Origin of the sequence: Phreatobacter stygius (genome assembly GCF_005144885.1) — a bacterium.
Taxonomy (GTDB): domain Bacteria; phylum Pseudomonadota; class Alphaproteobacteria; order Rhizobiales; family Phreatobacteraceae; genus Phreatobacter; species Phreatobacter stygius.
Map to the genome: position 1 here is coordinate 3,102,196 of NZ_CP039690.1, position 14,838 is coordinate 3,117,033.

Annotated in this window: 12 protein-coding genes and 1 pseudogene; 10 read left to right on the forward strand and 3 right to left on the reverse strand. The window is 68.2% G+C overall.

Annotated elements, in window-relative coordinates:
• Nucleotides 1–52: 52 nt before the first annotated feature.
• The 5 genes from E8M01_RS14450 (at nt 53) to E8M01_RS14470 (ending at nt 4,638) form a co-directional block, all read left to right on the forward strand.
• Nucleotides 53–1,255: an ABC transporter substrate-binding protein gene (locus tag E8M01_RS14450; protein WP_136960751.1), complete on the forward strand. Its 1,203-nt coding sequence runs from the start codon at nt 53–55 to the stop codon at nt 1,253–1,255.
• Between the two features lie 65 nt (nt 1,256–1,320).
• A complete protein-coding gene (locus tag E8M01_RS14455; RefSeq protein ID WP_170181900.1) occupies nt 1,321–2,193 on the forward strand; it encodes a branched-chain amino acid ABC transporter permease in 873 nt (290 codons plus the stop codon).
• On the forward strand, nt 2,193–3,212 hold the full coding sequence (locus E8M01_RS14460) for a branched-chain amino acid ABC transporter permease (RefSeq protein ID WP_136960753.1): 1,020 nt from the start codon (nt 2,193–2,195) through the stop codon (nt 3,210–3,212). The genes E8M01_RS14455 and E8M01_RS14460 overlap by 1 nt, the downstream gene beginning before the upstream one ends.
• The gene (locus tag E8M01_RS14465; protein ID WP_136960754.1) at nt 3,209–3,931 is read left to right on the forward strand and encodes an ABC transporter ATP-binding protein; all 723 of its coding nucleotides are present in this window, start codon (nt 3,209–3,211) and stop codon (nt 3,929–3,931) included. Before E8M01_RS14460 ends, E8M01_RS14465 begins: the two co-directional genes overlap by 4 nt.
• Entirely contained in the window at nt 3,928–4,638 is a 711-nt protein-coding gene (locus E8M01_RS14470; RefSeq protein WP_136960755.1) for an ABC transporter ATP-binding protein, read from the forward strand. The genes E8M01_RS14465 and E8M01_RS14470 overlap by 4 nt, the downstream gene beginning before the upstream one ends.
• Nucleotides 4,639–4,670: 32 nt before the next feature.
• Here the strand turns inward: E8M01_RS14470 and E8M01_RS14475 are convergent, their stop codons facing one another.
• Nucleotides 4,671–6,005, reverse strand: coding sequence for a sigma-54-dependent transcriptional regulator (locus E8M01_RS14475; protein WP_136960756.1), 1,335 nt, complete (start codon nt 6,003–6,005; stop codon nt 4,671–4,673).
• Nucleotides 6,005–7,849 (reverse strand): ATP-binding protein, encoded by a 1,845-nt coding sequence (locus E8M01_RS14480; protein WP_136960757.1) that lies wholly within the window; start codon nt 7,847–7,849, stop codon nt 6,005–6,007. Before E8M01_RS14480 ends, E8M01_RS14475 begins: the two co-directional genes overlap by 1 nt.
• A 309-nt stretch (nt 7,850–8,158) precedes the next feature.
• Between E8M01_RS14480 and E8M01_RS14485 the strand changes: the two are divergent.
• The 3 genes and pseudogenes from E8M01_RS14485 to E8M01_RS14495 all read left to right on the forward strand — a co-directional run bounded on the left by E8M01_RS14485 (nt 8,159) and on the right by E8M01_RS14495 (nt 12,359).
• Nucleotides 8,159–9,489: pseudogene (locus E8M01_RS14485) on the forward strand (dicarboxylate/amino acid:cation symporter).
• A gap of 227 nt (nt 9,490–9,716) precedes the next feature.
• On the forward strand, nt 9,717–10,754 hold the full coding sequence (locus E8M01_RS14490; protein WP_136960758.1) for a Bug family tripartite tricarboxylate transporter substrate binding protein: 1,038 nt from the start codon (nt 9,717–9,719) through the stop codon (nt 10,752–10,754).
• Nucleotides 10,755–10,763: 9 nt separating this feature from the next.
• The gene (locus tag E8M01_RS14495; protein ID WP_136960759.1) at nt 10,764–12,359 is read left to right on the forward strand and encodes a gamma-glutamyltransferase family protein; all 1,596 of its coding nucleotides are present in this window, start codon (nt 10,764–10,766) and stop codon (nt 12,357–12,359) included.
• A 7-nt stretch (nt 12,360–12,366) separates the two neighbouring features.
• Here E8M01_RS14495 and E8M01_RS14500 read toward each other — a convergent pair whose 3' ends face one another.
• Nucleotides 12,367–13,272, reverse strand: a complete 906-nt coding sequence (locus E8M01_RS14500; protein WP_136960760.1) for a LysR family transcriptional regulator — start codon at nt 13,270–13,272, stop codon at nt 12,367–12,369.
• Between the two features lie 102 nt (nt 13,273–13,374).
• Between E8M01_RS14500 and E8M01_RS14505 the strand changes: the two genes are divergently transcribed.
• Together E8M01_RS14505 and E8M01_RS14510 are read left to right on the forward strand one after the other, a co-directional pair.
• Entirely contained in the window at nt 13,375–13,689 is a 315-nt protein-coding gene (locus tag E8M01_RS14505; protein WP_136960761.1) for a Dabb family protein, read from the forward strand.
• A 72-nt stretch (nt 13,690–13,761) separates the two neighbouring features.
• Nucleotides 13,762–14,829: a maleylacetate reductase gene (locus E8M01_RS14510; RefSeq protein ID WP_136960762.1), complete on the forward strand. Its 1,068-nt coding sequence runs from the start codon at nt 13,762–13,764 to the stop codon at nt 14,827–14,829.
• Nucleotides 14,830–14,838 lie beyond the last annotated feature (9 nt).

The window sequence follows — 14,838 nt, forward strand, 5'->3', positions numbered from 1 at the left end:
GGCCGGCACATGCCCAATCACAACATCCAATGATCCTCGGGAGGGACTTCATATGACCATCGTCAGCAAACGCACCTTGCTGCAGCTCACCGCGACCGCGGTTGCGGCCGGCGTCACGCCGGCCCATGCGGCCGATCCGCTCAAGATCGGCGTCCTGGTGCCGCTGACCGGGGCAACGGCTTCCGACGGCGCGCGCCTGTTGAAGGCCCATGAACTCGCGGCCAAGGAGATCAATGCCCGCGGGCTCGCCGGGCTCGGCGGGGCCAAGATCGAACTGATCGTCGGCGATACCCAATCCCGGCCGGAGGTCGGGCGCAGCGAGGCCGAACGGCTGATCTCGCGCAACAGCGTCAGCGCCTTGCTCGGCGCCTGGGCCTCCGCCGTCACCATCCCGTCCATGCAGGTGGCCGAGCGCTATCGCACGCCCTTCATCGTGACCAGCGCGGTCACCGATTCGATCACCGAGCAGAAACTGCAGTTCGTCTTCCGCGTCTCGCCCAAGGGGAGCTGGGCGGCCAAGGACGTGGTGAACTTCATTGGCCACCTGCGTACCAAGGGGGCGGCCGTCAACAAGGTGGCTCTCGCCTATGAGGACGGGCCGTTCGGCCAGACGGTGTCGAAGGGCTACAAGGCCTTCCTGCCGGAACAGGGCATCCAGCTGGCGGCCGAGGAAACCTTCCGCACCGGCTCCGCCGACCTGTCAACCCAGGCTGCCAAGCTCAAGGCGAGCGGCGCCGACCTCGTGCTCATCGTCTGCTATGTCGACGATGAAACCGTGCTGCTCCGGGCGCTCGCCGCCCAGCAATACAAGCCGCTGGTGCTCGGTTATGGCGGCGGCCATGTCCACCCGACCCTGCTCCAGCTCGGCCCGCTGGTGGAGGGCGCCTTCGGCATCGTCGAGTGGATGCCCGATATCAAGAAGCCGGCGACCGAAGCCTTCGTGAAGGCCTATCGCGCCGCCTATAACAACGAGGCGCCGTTGAGCAATGCGGCGCAGGCCTATGCCGCGACCTGGGCGGTGGCGCTCGCCGCGGATGCCGCGGGCAACCGCAATGCCATCGCGATCCGCGATGCCCTGCGCAAGCTCCGGCTGTCCGACGGCCCGGCGTCCCTGCTGCCCAACGATACCCTCGCCTTCGACGAGCACGGCCAGAACATCGTCGGCAACGTCATGTCGCAGGTGATCGGCGGGCAGTTCGTCACCGTCTGGCCGGAAGCCGTCGCCAGCCAGCCGATCAGGCTGCCGTCGCGCTGACCGCCTCCCGATGTGCCGGGCCGCGCCGCGGCCCGGCCCGGCCGCTCCAGCCTGGAAAGATGCTCATGTCCTTCGGGATATTTCTGCAAGCCGTCGTCAGCGGGCTCGCCAATGGTGCGATCTATGCGCTGATCGCGGTGGGCCTGACGCTCGTCTTCGGCGTCATGCGGATCATCAATTTCGCCCATGGCGAATTCCTGATGATCGCCATGTATGCCGGCTATTTCAGCTGGGCCCTGTTGGGCATCGATCCGCTCCTGTCCATCCTGATCGTCACGCCGGCGCTGATGCTGGCGGGCGTGCTGCTCTACGGCTCGCTCGTCCGCTTCGCCCTGAACGTGCCGGAGATCAACCAGATGGCGGTGACGCTCGGCCTGTCGCTGCTGCTCCAGCATCTGGCGCTGGTGCTGTTCACCGGTGACAACATGCTGGTCACCCAGCCGCGCTCGACCGCCGGCATCGTCATGGGCCCGGTGGTCGTGCAGATCAACCAGCTGATCGCCTGCGGCGCCTCGCTGACCCTCTTGGGGCTGCTCTATCTGTTCATGAAGCGGACGGATTTCGGCCTGGTCATGCGGGCGGTGTCGCAGTCGCGCGACGGCGCGGCGCTGTCCGGCATCGACATCGCCTCGGTCTACAAATGGGCCATGGCCGTCGGCGTCGGCACGCTCGGCGTCACCGGCCCGCTGCTGGTCTCGATCCTCTATGCCAATCCCCATGTCGGCGCGCTGTTCACCCTGAAGGCCTTTGTCATCGTCATCGTCGGCGGCCTCGGCAGCTTCGGCGGGGCTTTGCTCGGGGCGATGGTGGTGGGGCTTGCCGAGAGCATCGCCGGCGCCTGGTTTTCCGCCTCGGCAGCCGCCGCGGTTCCCTTCGCGATCCTGATCCTGATCCTGCTCGTGCGCCCCGAGGGTCTGATGTTCCGGGTGAGCCGCTGATGACCAGCCTGCGCAACATCCTTGTTATCACCGGCCTGGTCGCTGCCGCCTTCTTCGCCGCCAGCGGCGACCGCTACTACATGGACATCTTCATCCTCACCTGTTTCTACGGCACGCTCGCCGTGTCGTGGAACATGATGGCCGGCCTGACCGGGCTGATGTCGCTCGGCCATGCGCTGTTCGTCGGCATCGGCGCCTATAGTGTCGCCTGGGGCGCGTCGGTCCATGGCTGGCCGCCGATCGTCACCTGGCCCTTGGGCATCGCGCTGTCGGTCGCCGCCGCCACCGTCATTGGCCTGCTCTGTTTCCGTTATGGCTTGCGCGGTTATTTCTTCGCCATCGCGACGCTCGCCTTCAACGAGGTCGCCTTCTTCGTGGTGTCGGGAAACATCGCGCTCGGCCGTTCCGACGGCATCATCCTGCCGATCTCTTCCGAGGACTCGCTGGCCCGGCTGCAGTTCTTCGAGAAATGGCCCTATGGGCTGATCATCGGCACCGTGCTGATCGGCACGCTGATAACAGGCGAACTCCTGATGAAGTCGCGCACCGGCTATTACTGGCGGGCGCTGCGCGACAACGAGGAGGCGGCCGAGGCGCTCGGCATCAATGCGCGCGCCCTGAAACTGCGCTGCTTCATCATCAGTGCCGGCATTTCCAGCCTGTGCGGCGCCTTCTATGCCAATTACGTCGCCTTCGTCGATCCGCGCTCGGTGCTCGGCATCGACCTGTCGATCCAGATGCTGGTCTATTCGATCATCGGCGGCATGGCGCTGCTGTGGGGGCCGCTCGTCGGCGCCGCCATCCTGGTGCCGTTCAGCATTGTCCTGCGTGGCTTCACCTCGATCCAGGGCAGCGACATCATCGTCTACGCCATCCTGCTGATCGTGCTGGCGCTGATCCTGCCGCAGGGCATCGCCGGCTGGTTCGTCGCCCGCTGGCGCCGGTCGCAGGCGCTGCGCCGCCAGGCCGTGCGTCCGGGCGCCAGCCTTTCCGAGGCCAGGCCGGAGGCTGGGTCATGACGGCGCTTCTTACCCTCGAAGGGGTCAGCAAGTCTTTCGGCGGCCTCAACGCCCTGCGCGACGTCGGCTTCAGCGTCGCGGCGAACGAAATCTTCGCGATCATCGGGCCGAACGGCGCCGGCAAGACCACCCTGTTCAATTGCATCGCGGGCGCGATTCCGCCGTCCTCCGGGACGATCCGCTTCGCCGGCCAGCGCATCGACGGCCGGCGGCCGCACGAGATCTGCAGCCTGGGGCTTGTCCGCACCTTCCAGATCGTCAAGCCGTTTCGCGGCATGACCGTGCTGGAAAACGTCAAGGTCGCGGCCTTCTCCCGCCACCCTGCGGCGCGCGCCGCCGAGATCGCCGCCCGCCGCGTCATCGAGCGGCTCGACATGGTTGAGCTCGCCGAGGTCGATGCCGACGAGCTGAACGTCGCCCAGCTGCGCCGGCTCGAGATTGCCCGCGCGCTGGCGACCGAGCCGAAAATGCTGCTGCTCGACGAGGCGCTCGCCGGCCTGACCGCCACCGAGACGACGGTGATGTGCGACATCATTCGCCGGCTGCCGGAACAGGGCATCGCGGTGATCGTCGTCGAGCACTCGATTCCCGTCGTCAGCAGCCTGTGCAGCCGGGCGGTGGTCATCACCTTCGGCGAGGTTCTGGTCGAAGGCCCGACCCGCCAGGTGATCGCCGATCCGAGGGTCCAGGAAGCTTATCTCGGCAAGGCGGAAGCATGAGCACGCTGACGGTGGAGAAGGTCTCGGCCGGCTACGGCAAGGTCAATGTCATCAGGGGCATCGACCTCGAGATCGGCGCGGGCAAGCGGATTGCGCTGGTCGGCTCGAACGGCGCCGGCAAGAGCACGATCGTCAAGGCGATCAACGGCCTGTTGCCGCTTGGCCAGGGCGGCATCACCTGGGACGGCAGCCCGATCGGCCGGATGCGCGCCTCGCACCGCACCAGGGCCGGTATCGCGACGGTGCCGGAAGGCCGGCTCTTGTTTCCCACCTGCACGGTGCTCGAAAATCTTTGCGCCGCGACCAGCTATGGCGAGGCCAAGACCCATCGCGCGCAAAGCCTCGACAAGGTCTTCGCGCTGTTTCCGCGCCTGAAGGAACGCTCGAGCCAGCTCGCCGGCACCCTGTCCGGCGGCGAACAGCAGATGGTCGCCATCGGCCGTGCGCTGATGACGCGGCCGAAGCTCCTGATCCTGGACGAGCCGTCGATCGGGCTCGCGCCGCGGATCGTCGGCGAGATCTTCGAGGTGCTGGGCGCGCTGACCCAGACCGGGCTCAGCCTGCTGCTGGTCGAACAGAACGTCCAGCTGAGCCTCCGGTCGGTCGATTATGCCTATGTCCTGCGCCAGGGCGAGATCGTGCTGCAGGGGCCGGCCCAGGACCTCTTGGCCAATGACCAGGTGCGCGAGGCCTATCTCGGGCAGTGAGGCCATCGCGGCAGGCGCGCGGACGGCCAAGATCAGCCCGCCGTGCGGTACTGGTTCTGGTCGATGCCGTAGCGGCGGAGCTTGTCGTAGAAGGTCTTGCGCGGCAGGCCGAGCGCCTCGACCGCCAGCCGGACATCACCGCGGCTCGCCGCCAGCGCTTCGCGGATGAGGCCCGCCTCATAGGCCTCGACCCGCTCCGGCAGGGACCGGCCCTGGTCGGGCGACGCCGCGCTTGCCGGCGTGTCGGCGACGAGGCCGAGCGCGACCCGTTCGGCATAATGGGCGAGCTCGCGGACATTGCCGGGCCAGTCATGGGCGCTCAGCCGGTGCCGGACCGCGGCGTCGAGCGCCGGCGGGTCGCGGCGGAACCGTTTGGCCGCACGGGTCAGGAAATGGCCGAAGAGCAGCGGGATGTCGTCGGCCCGCTCGCGCAGGGGCGGCACGCGCACCGACACGACATGCAGGCGGTAATAGAGATCCTCGCGGAAGGCGCCCTGCTTGGCGAGCCCCAGGAGGTCGACCTTGGTCGCCGCGACCAGGCGGACATCGACGCGGCGCACCTCGTTGGTGCCGAGCGGGGTGATCTCGCGCGCCTCCAGGACGCGCAACAGCTTGACCTGCAGGGCCGGCGACATGGCCTCGATCTCGTCGAGGAACAGGGTGCCGCCATGGGCATATTCGAACCGGCCGATGCGCTTGCGCTGGGCGCCGGTGAAGGCGCCGGGTTCATGGCCGAACAATTCGCTTTCGATCACGGTCTCCGGCAGGGCGCCGCAATTGACCGCGACGAAGGGGCGCGAGGCCCGGTGGCTCCAGCGGTGCAGGGCATTGGCCACCACGTCCTTGCCGCTGCCGGTCTCGCCTTCCACCAGCACATCGACATCGGCATCGGCGACCTGATGCAGCGTCTGGCGCAGCCGTTCCATGACCGGGGTGACGCCCAAGAGCGGCAGGTCGTCGCTGGCCGCTTCCGCGGCGCGCTTGAGCGCCCGGTTCTCCAGCACCAGCCGGCGCTTTTCCAGGGCGTGGCGAATGCTGCCGATCAGCCGGTCGACGGCAAAGGGCTTGGCGACGAAGTCATAGGCGCCCTCGCGCATGGCATCGACCGCCATGGCGATATCGCCATGGCCGGTGATCAGGATTACCGGCAGGTCCGGGTCGATCCGTTTCAGCCGGCGGAACAGTTCGAGCCCGTCGATCCGGGGCATGCGGATATCGCTGACCACGACGCCGGCAAAGGCCGCATCGATCTCGTCGAGGGCGGCGGTCGCCGAGGGATAGGCCGCAACCGTCAGCCCCGCCAGTGTCAGCGACTGGACATTGGCGGCGCGCAGCACCTCGTCGTCGTCGATGAAGGCGACATCCATCAGGAAGCCCTCGGCAAGGTGATGGTGAACACGGCGCCGCCGCGGTTCTCGACGGCAAAGCTGCCGCCGGCTTCGGTGATGATGTCGTTGGAGATCACCAGGCCAAGGCCGAGGCCACCAGGCTTGGTGGTGGTGAACGGCATGAACAGCGAGGCCATGACCTCGGCCGGCAGGCCCGGACCGTTGTCGGCGATCTCGATCGACACCCGGTCGGCTTCCGTTCCTGCGGCGATGCGGATCCGCCCGTCCGGGGTGTTCGAAAGCGCCTCGAGCGCGTTCTGCAACAGATTGACCAGCACCTGCTCGAGCCGGATCCGGTCCGCCGTGACGATCAGGTCCGGTTCCGCCATGACGACCTCGAGGTCGACGGCCTGCAGCCGCAAGCGGTGGCCGACCAGCAGCAGCGCGCCGTCGATGACGGTCTGAAGCCGCACCGCCTCGACCTTGGCCGGCGCCTTGCGCGCGAAGGCCCGGAGCTCGCCGGTAATGGTGCCGATCTTGTCCGTCAGGCTTGCGATCGTCGCGAGATTGCCGCTCGCCACCGTCACCTCGTTGCGGGCGAGCAGTTCCCTGGCATTGTCGGCGAAGGTCCTGATCGCCGCGACCGGCTGGTTGATCTCATGGGCGACGCTGGCCGAGATCTGGCCGAGCACCGCGAGCTTGCTCGCCTGGACGAGCTCGTCCTGCAGGTTGTCGAGGGCGGCCTGGGCGCGCTGCCGCTCGTCGATTTCGGCGACCAGCCGGCCATTGACGGTCTCTAGTTCGGCAGTGCGCTGCCGGACATTGGTCTCGAGCTCGCGCCTGACGCGCTCCTGGCGGGCGCGCTCGGTCTCGCGCCGCCGGTGATTGAGCCGCCAGAGCCCGGCGGTGCCGAGGCCGATCAGTCCGGCGAGCAAGGCAACCGCGCGCGCCGCGGCCGCGGCGAGGCCGAGCGTCGGCTCGGCCGGCGCCAGCACGTGCAGGCGCCACTGGGTGGTCGGCACCTCGGTCGCGTGTTCGACGAACATCCGGTCCTGCGCCTCGCCCGGCAGCCGCGCCCTGACCACGTCCTGATCGGCTCCGCTGAGGCGGGTGGCCAAGGGCAGCAGCTCGAGCGAGGCATCGCCGAATTGCAGGCTCGCCCGGATCTCGGCGCGTTCGCCGGCGGCGATCGGCGCGGTCGCGTGGAAACGCCAGGCCGGCTCGCTGGAGATCAGCACGATGCTGCGCTCGTCGGTCACGAAGGTCGGCGTGGCGAAGCGCCGCCATTCGGTCTCGATCGCCTGGACTTCGACCTTGACCACGATGATGCCGATGACGCCGTCCGGCCCGTCGAGCCGGCGGGTCAGGAACAGGCCGGGCAGCTGGCTCACCGTGCCGAAGGCGAAATGTTCGGCCGCGCCATGGGCTACCGCCAGGCGGTAATAGGGGCGGAAGGCATAGTTGTTGCCGATGAAACTCGTCGGCGTGCGCCAGTTGCTGGCGGCGATCGTCATGCCCAAGGGATCGAGCAGGTAGATGACCGAGACGCGCGCATTGGTGCTCAAGGTCTCGAGCTTGGGATTGAGCGCTGCGATGCGCTCCGGATCTTTCGAGGCGAGCGCCGCGCGCACGTCCGGGTCCTCGGCCAGGATCAGTGGCAGCGTGCGGTGTTTCTCGATCTCGCTCTGCAGCACGGCGACGCGCAGTTCGGCGGCGGTCGCGGCGGCGACGCGGACGCTGCCATAGGCCCAGCGCGCGGCGGCATAGCGGGCGGCGAAATCGAGCGCGGCGAGCGTCGCGACCGCCAGCACCACGGCGACCGCCCGGCGCGGGGTGAGCCAACGCCGGACCTTGCCGAAGCCGGGAGACACAAAAGCCGACATGGCAGCGAGCCGTCTGGTTCGGGCGCCGGCCGCCGGAGCGGCCGGACCTGGGCGTGCGAAAATCCGCCGCGAGCCTAGCACGCTGTGCGGATTTCCGCACAAGGGTGCCGGCGGGCGGCCTGGTCTCAGAAAAGATTCATGTGCTATTGCAATGGCTTATGAATTTCGGGCTGGCGCGCCGAACCCTGGCACAGGCCTTGCGGACATTGCCATGCCCGGTGCGGAACGCGCCAGGGACGAGCAAACGCAACGACGGTTCGAACGACGCCCAGGACGAGGCGCGACGACCAAGAGGTGAGGATACTCAAGATGGCTTATGCGCTCGAGGCGCCGGCTGAAGCCGTGCGCAAGAAATTCCATCAGCATCTCTACGTTCAGGTCCTGGCCGCGATCACCGCCGGCATTCTGCTCGGGCATTTCTATCCCTCGCTCGGCGCCGAGATGAAGCCGCTCGGCGACGCCTTCATCAAGCTGGTCAAGATGATCATCGCCCCGGTGATCTCCTGACCGTCGTCACCGGCATTGCCGGCATGCGCGACCTGGAAAAGGTCGGCCGCGTCGCCGGCAAGGCGATGATCTATTTCCTCACCTTCTCGACGCTGGCGCTGATCATCGGCCTGATCATCGGCAATCTGGTCCAGCCTGGCGCCGGCCTGCATATCGACCCGGCGACCCTCGATCCCAAGGCGGTGGCCGGCTACACCGCCAAGGCCCATGAGCAGAGCCTCGTCGCCTTCCTGATGAACATCATCCCGGCCTCGCCGGTCAGCGCGCTGGCCAATGGCGACGTGCTGCAGGTGCTGTTCTTCTCGGTGCTGTTCGGCATTGCGCTGGCTGCCGTCGGCGACCGTGGCGAGCCGGTCCTGGAGCTCATGCAGTCGCTCTCCCAGGCCATGTTCAAGCTGGTCCACATCCTGATGAAGGCGGCCCCGATCGGCGCCTTCGGCGCCATGGCCTTCACCATTGGCCAATATGGCATCGGCTCGATCGCCAGCCTCGCTCTGCTGGTGGCGACCTTCTACCTGACCTCCTTCCTGTTCGTCTTCGTCGTGCTCGGCCTGGTCGCCCGCTACAACGGCTTCTCGATCGTCGCCCTGCTCCGCTACATCAAGGAAGAACTCCTGCTGGTGCTCGGCACCAGCTCTTCGGAAGCCGCCCTGCCGAGCCTGATGGAAAAGATGGAGCGTGCCGGCTGCCGCAAGTCTGTGGTCGGCCTGGTCATCCCGACCGGCTATTCGTTCAATCTCGACGGCACCAATATCTACATGACCATGGCGGCGCTGTTCATCGCGCAGGCCACCGGCATCCAGCTCAGCCTGTGGGACCAGGTGCTGCTGCTGCTGGTCGCCATGCTCTCCTCCAAGGGCGCCGCCGGCATCACCGGCGCCGGCTTCATCACGCTGGCCGCCACCCTTTCGGTGGTGCCGGCCGTGCCGGTCGCCGGCATGGCGCTGATCCTCGGCATCGACCGGTTCATGTCGGAATGCCGTGCGCTGACCAATTTTGTCGGCAATGCGGTCGCGACCATCGTGGTTGCCCGCTGGGAAGGCGAACTCGACCAGGACCGGCTGCGCGCGGTGCTCGCCGGCGAGGACGTGTCGGAAGCGGCCGAAGATGCGGTCATCGTACCCGCCGAGTGACATCCGCCGCAGCCTGACGCCACGCGTTGACATCGACCCATCCCGCCGGCTTCGCCGGCGGGATTTTTCTTGGGTATCGCCAGCGCCGGCCTGCGACGTGGCGTCGGCGTGCTGTTTCCTGTCCACTGGACAGGCGGTAATTGTACGGTGTACAGGAGAAGATCCAAGAGGGCGAATGTGATGCTGCAGGCGGCGTCACCAAGACCTGCACAGGGAGGCTTCCGGCCGTGCCAGCGATCGACGACCAACCCCCCAGCCAGCACCAGCCGCGCCCACGGCTCACCGCATTTCTGCTGGGGCTTGCCTGTATCGGCGCGCTCTACCAGCCAATGGCGGCCCGGCCGGTCGCGGCGCAAACCGTGGCGCCTGCGGCGCAACCGGTCCGGCTGCTGGTGCCTTTCGCGCCCGGCGGCGGCACCGATGTCGCGGCGCGGTTGCTGGCTGAACGGCTGCAGGCCGCGCTCGGCGGCAGCGTCATCGTCGAAAACCGGCCCGGCGCCACCGGCTCCATCGCGGCGCGCGAAGTGGCCCGGGCGCCGGCCGACGGCCATGTCCTGTTGGTCGGTACCGCCGGCACGCAAGCGGTCGCGCCGGTGCTGGCCGGCAGCCGCTCGGCCTTCGATCCGGTTGCCGACTTCATGCCGGTCGCCAGCATCGGAACGACGCCCAATCTGATCGTGGTTCCCGGCCATTCGCCCTATGTGAGCCTCGCCGCGCTGGTGGCCGACGCGCGGGCCCGGCCGGAGGCCTTGAGCTTCGGCTCCAGCGGGGCCGGCACGGTGTCGCATCTGACCGCCGAGCTCCTGCGTTTCCATGCCGGTTTCAAGGCCTTGCACGTGCCCTATCGTGGTGGCGCTGCAGCTTTCGGCGATCTTGTGTCCGGCCGCGTCCAGTTCATGGTCGACGTGCCCGTGGCCCTGGTCGAACAGGTCAAGGCCGGCGCGCTCAGGGCGCTCGCGGTGACCGCGACCCGTCGTCTGGTGTCGCTGCCCGACGTGCCGACAGCGGCGGAGGCAGGCTTTCCCGCCGTTCAATCGGAGGTCTGGATCGGCCTGTTCGCACCAAAGGGCACACCCGGGCCGGTCGTCCAAAGGCTCACCCAGGCGGTCGCCGCGATCGTCCGCGACCAGGCTTTCGCGGAGCGCCTGGCAACCCTCGGTTTCGAGCCGCTCGGCGGCGGACCCGAGCAGCTCGCCGCGTTGCTGCGGACCGACCGCGACCGCTGGTCGCAACTGGTCGACGGTCTCGGCCTCAAGGCGGACTAGGGCCATTCGATGGACTGGAGCTTTCCTTATCCCTCGACCCGCCTGCCGGTGTTTGGCGATGCCTGTGTCGCGACCAGCCAGCCGCTGGCGGCGCAGGCCGGCCTCGCCATGCTGGCGCGCGGCGGCAATGCCATCGACGCGGCGGTTGCGACGGCGATCGCGCTGACCGTTGTCGAGCCGACCATGAACGGCCTCGGCAGCGACCTCTTCGCCATCGTCTGGGACGGCACGCGCCTGCATGGGCTCAATGCCTCCGGGCGGGCGCCACTGCGGCTGGAGCGACGGCGTTTCGCCCATGCGGCGGCGATGCCGCTGACCGGATGGGACACCGTGATGACCCCGGGCGCGGTGTCCGGCTGGCTCGCCCTGTCCCGGGCGTTCGGCCGGCTGCCTTTCGCCGATCTGCTCGAACCGGCGATCCGTTATGCCGCCGATGGTTTCCTGGTGCCCGTCGTGGTCGCGCGCCATTGGCAGATGCAGGCGTCATGGTTTGACGGCCAGCCGGGCTTTGCCGACAGCTTCCTGCCCGGCGGGCGGGCGCCGCGTCCTGGCGAACGGTTCCGCCATGCCGGTCTGGCGACGACCCTTGAGCGGATCGCCGCGAGCGACGGCCGCGACTTCTACGAGGGACGCCTTGCCGAGGCCATGGCCGCTTTCGCCGCGGCCCATGACGCGCCGCTCGGCGCCGCCGATCTGGCCGCCCATGAGGTCGCCTGGGTCGCGCCGATCAGCCAGCGCTATCGCGGCGCGGTCGTGCATGAGCCGCCGCCCAATGGCCAAGGCATCGCGGCGCTGGCAGCACTCGGCATTCTCGGCCATTTCGACCTTGCTCGGTTTGCGCCCGACGATCCGGAGCGCCTGCACCTGATGATCGAGGCGACCCGCCTCGCCCTGCGCGACCTCGCCGACCATGTCGGCGACCCCCGGTCGATGACCCTGACGCCGGCCGACCTCCTGGCGCCGTCGCGTCTGGCTGAAGCGGCCGGCGCGATCGATCTCGCGCGGACCATGGATCTCGGCCATGAGACGGGCCGCGCCCAGGGCACGGTCTATCTGGCATCGGCCGATCGCGACGGCTTGATGGCTTCCGTCATCCAATCCAACTTCCGCGGTTTCGGCTCCGGCGTGGTCGTGCCGGGTACCGGCATCGCGCTCAACAACCGGGGCTCGGGCTTTTGCCTGACACCTGGCCATCCGAACGAGGCCGGCGCCGGCAAGCGGCCGCTCAACACCATCATCCCGGGTTTCATGACACGCCTGGCCGACGGCGCGCCGCAGGCCGCCTTCGGGGTCATGGGTGGTACCATGCAGGCGCAAGGCCATGTCCAGCTCGTCTCGCGCATGATCGATCATGGCGAGAACCCGCAGGCAGCCATCGACGCGCCGCGCTGGCGTATCGCCGGCGACGGCACGGTCATGGTCGAGGCCGGCCTGCCGGCGGCGACCGCGACAGCGCTGGCTGGCAAGGGCCATCGCCTGGTCGCGATGCCGGGCTGGTCGCATGAAGCCGGCGCCGCGCAGCTGATCATGCGTCTCGGCGAGGCCGGGGCAGGTTATGTCGCGGCGACCGAAAGCCGGCGCGACGGGCTGGTCGCGGCGCTCTGACGGCCGCTCACATCTGCGCCACTGCGGTCGTCCGCATATGGGCGATCAGGAATTCGGTGAACACCTTGATCTTGACCGGCAGCCGCCGCTTGTCCTGATAGGCGATATTCATGGTCAGCGGCGGCAGGTCCCAGTCGTCGAGGATGACCTTGAGCCGGCCGGCGGCGATCTCGTCATGGACGATATAGAGCGGCTGGATCAGGATGCCGTGGCCGGCAACCGCGGCGGCCCGGATGATCTGCCCGTCATTGCTGTCGAGCACGCTGGTGATCCGCACGTGCCGGGATGACGCGCCCTTTTTCAGGTGCAGCACATAGGGGTCGTTGGCGAGGTTGTAGACCAGCATGTCGTGGCTCGCGAGCTCGTCGGGCGCGGTTGGCGTGCCGCGCCGGGCGAGATAGTCCGGCGCGGCCGCCAGCACGCGCCGCGTCCGGCTCAGCCGGCGCACGATGATGTTGGAATCGGGTTCGTGCTCGCGGGTCCGGATCGCGACGTCGATGCCGGCCTCGATGAAGTCGGGATACCGGTTGGCGGCGATGATCTGGACGCCGAGTTTCGGATAAAGCGCGCGGAAGGCCGGCAGGATCGGCGCCAGATAGATCAGCGCAAACGACAGGGAACTGGTGACGCGCAGCAGGCCGGCCGGGGCCACCGCGCGTTCGTTGACAGCCTGCTCGGCATCGGCGAGCTCGGTCAGTACGCCGGTGCAGCGCTGGAAGAACTCCTGGCCGGCCTCGGTCAGCCACAGCCGGCGGGTGTTGCGTTCGATCAGCCGCGCCGCCAGCCGGTCCTCCAGCGCGCTCAGGTGCCGGCTGGCCGCGGCATTGGACATGCCGAGGAACTCGGCGGCCTTCGACAGGCTGCCGAGTTCGGCGGTCTTGACGAAGATCTCGACCTGTTTGAGGCGGTCCATGATTTTTCCATCTGATGGAAAAGTATCTTTCCGATTACACGCTTTTCTTCCATTTCCCGCAAGCCGATGCTGCACTCGGATCAACGGTCGCAGCAGGACATCATGGCCAGTCCGATCAAGCATATCGTCATGTGGCGCCTGCGCGGCGAAACGCCCGAGGAGCGCGCCGCCGCCCGGCGCAAGGTGAAGGCTGCCTTCGAGGGCCTGATCGGCCTGATCGAGGGCCTCAACTGCATCGAGGTCGGCGTCGACATCAGCAATGTCGACTATGCCTGCGACGTCGTGCTGGTCTCGGAATTTGCCAATGCCGCCGATCTGGAGCGCTATGCGACCCATCCGGAACATCTGCGGGTCCGGCGCGAGCTCGGCGACCTGCGCATCGACCGGCACCAGGTCGACTACATTCCGGGTGCTTGAACCAGAAAGACGGGCGGGCGCTGTCGCGAACCGCCCGGCAGGCAGGGGACGGAACGATCGAGGAGACGCGCCATGGTTGGCTCTTTCGTCTATGGCGGTCTGCCGACCCGGGTGGTGTTCGGCAGCGGCACGCTGGCGCGATTGCCGGACGAGGTGGCGCGGCTGGAAGCGCGGCGGGTGCTGGTCCTGACCACGCCGCACCAGGCGGTCGAGGGCGAACGCGTCGTGCGCCTGCTCGGCGATCTCGCGGCCGGCGTCTATTGCGGCGCGGTCATGCACACGCCGGCCGAGGTCACCCGCGATGCCATGGAGACCTTGCAGGGCGCCGGGGCCGACTGCGTCGTGTCGCTCGGCGGCGGCTCGACCATCGGGCTCGGCAAGGCGCTGGCCCTGCGCACCGGCGTCAACCAGATCGCGGTGCCGACGACCTATGCCGGTTCCGAGATGACGCCGATCCTGGGCGAGACCAAGGACGGCCTGAAGACCACGGTCCGCACCCTCGACGTGCTGCCGGAAACGGTCATCTACGACGTCGATCTGACCCTGTCCTTGCCGGTCGGGCTGACCGGCACCTCCGGCATCAACGCCATCGCTCATGCCGTCGAGGCCTTGTACGCGCAAGACCGCAATCCGATCGTCTCGCTGATGGCCGAGGAGGGCATCCGGGCCCTTGCCGCCGCCCTGCCGCGGATCGTCGAGCGTCCGTCCGACGCTGAGGCCCGCGCCGAGGCGCTTTATGGCGCCTGGCTCTGCGGTTCCTGTCTCGGCACGGTCGGCATGGCCCTGCACCACAAGCTCTGTCACACGCTCGGCGGCTCGTTCGACCTGCCGCATGCCGAGACCCATACGGTCGTCCTGCCGCATGCCGCCGCCTATAACAGCGCCGCCGCGCCCGAGGCTCTCGCCCGCGTCGCCACGGCGCTCGGCGTTGCCGATGCACCCCAAGGGCTGTTCGATCTTGCCGGAAGCGTGGGCGCCAAGCGTGCCCTGAAAGATCTCGGCATGGCGGAAGCCGGCATCGAGCAAGCCGCCGATCTCGCCGTCAAGAATCCCTATTGGAACCCCCGGCCGGTCGACCGCGCGGCGATCCGGGACCTGATCGCCAGGGCCTGGGCCGGCGACCGCCCCGTGGCGGCCTGAGGTCGCGAC

Excerpts from the sequence above, each read along its gene's own strand:
- E8M01_RS14450 (WP_136960751.1), top strand. The coding sequence starts at position 53 with ATGACCATCGTCAGCAAACGCACCTTGCTGCAGCTCACCGCGACCGCG.
- E8M01_RS14455 (WP_170181900.1), top strand. The coding sequence starts at position 1,321 with ATGTCCTTCGGGATATTTCTGCAAGCCGTCGTCAGCGGGCTCGCCAAT.
- E8M01_RS14460 (WP_136960753.1), top strand. The coding sequence starts at position 2,193 with ATGACCAGCCTGCGCAACATCCTTGTTATCACCGGCCTGGTCGCTGCC.
- E8M01_RS14465 (WP_136960754.1), top strand. The coding sequence starts at position 3,209 with ATGACGGCGCTTCTTACCCTCGAAGGGGTCAGCAAGTCTTTCGGCGGC.
- E8M01_RS14470 (WP_136960755.1), top strand. The coding sequence starts at position 3,928 with ATGAGCACGCTGACGGTGGAGAAGGTCTCGGCCGGCTACGGCAAGGTC.
- E8M01_RS14475 (WP_136960756.1), bottom strand. The coding sequence starts at position 6,005 with ATGGATGTCGCCTTCATCGACGACGACGAGGTGCTGCGCGCCGCCAAT.
- E8M01_RS14480 (WP_136960757.1), bottom strand. The coding sequence starts at position 7,849 with ATGTCGGCTTTTGTGTCTCCCGGCTTCGGCAAGGTCCGGCGTTGGCTC.
- E8M01_RS14495 (WP_136960759.1), top strand. The coding sequence starts at position 10,764 with ATGGACTGGAGCTTTCCTTATCCCTCGACCCGCCTGCCGGTGTTTGGC.
- E8M01_RS14500 (WP_136960760.1), bottom strand. The coding sequence starts at position 13,272 with ATGGACCGCCTCAAACAGGTCGAGATCTTCGTCAAGACCGCCGAACTC.
- E8M01_RS14505 (WP_136960761.1), top strand. The coding sequence starts at position 13,375 with ATGGCCAGTCCGATCAAGCATATCGTCATGTGGCGCCTGCGCGGCGAA.
- E8M01_RS14510 (WP_136960762.1), top strand. The coding sequence starts at position 13,762 with ATGGTTGGCTCTTTCGTCTATGGCGGTCTGCCGACCCGGGTGGTGTTC.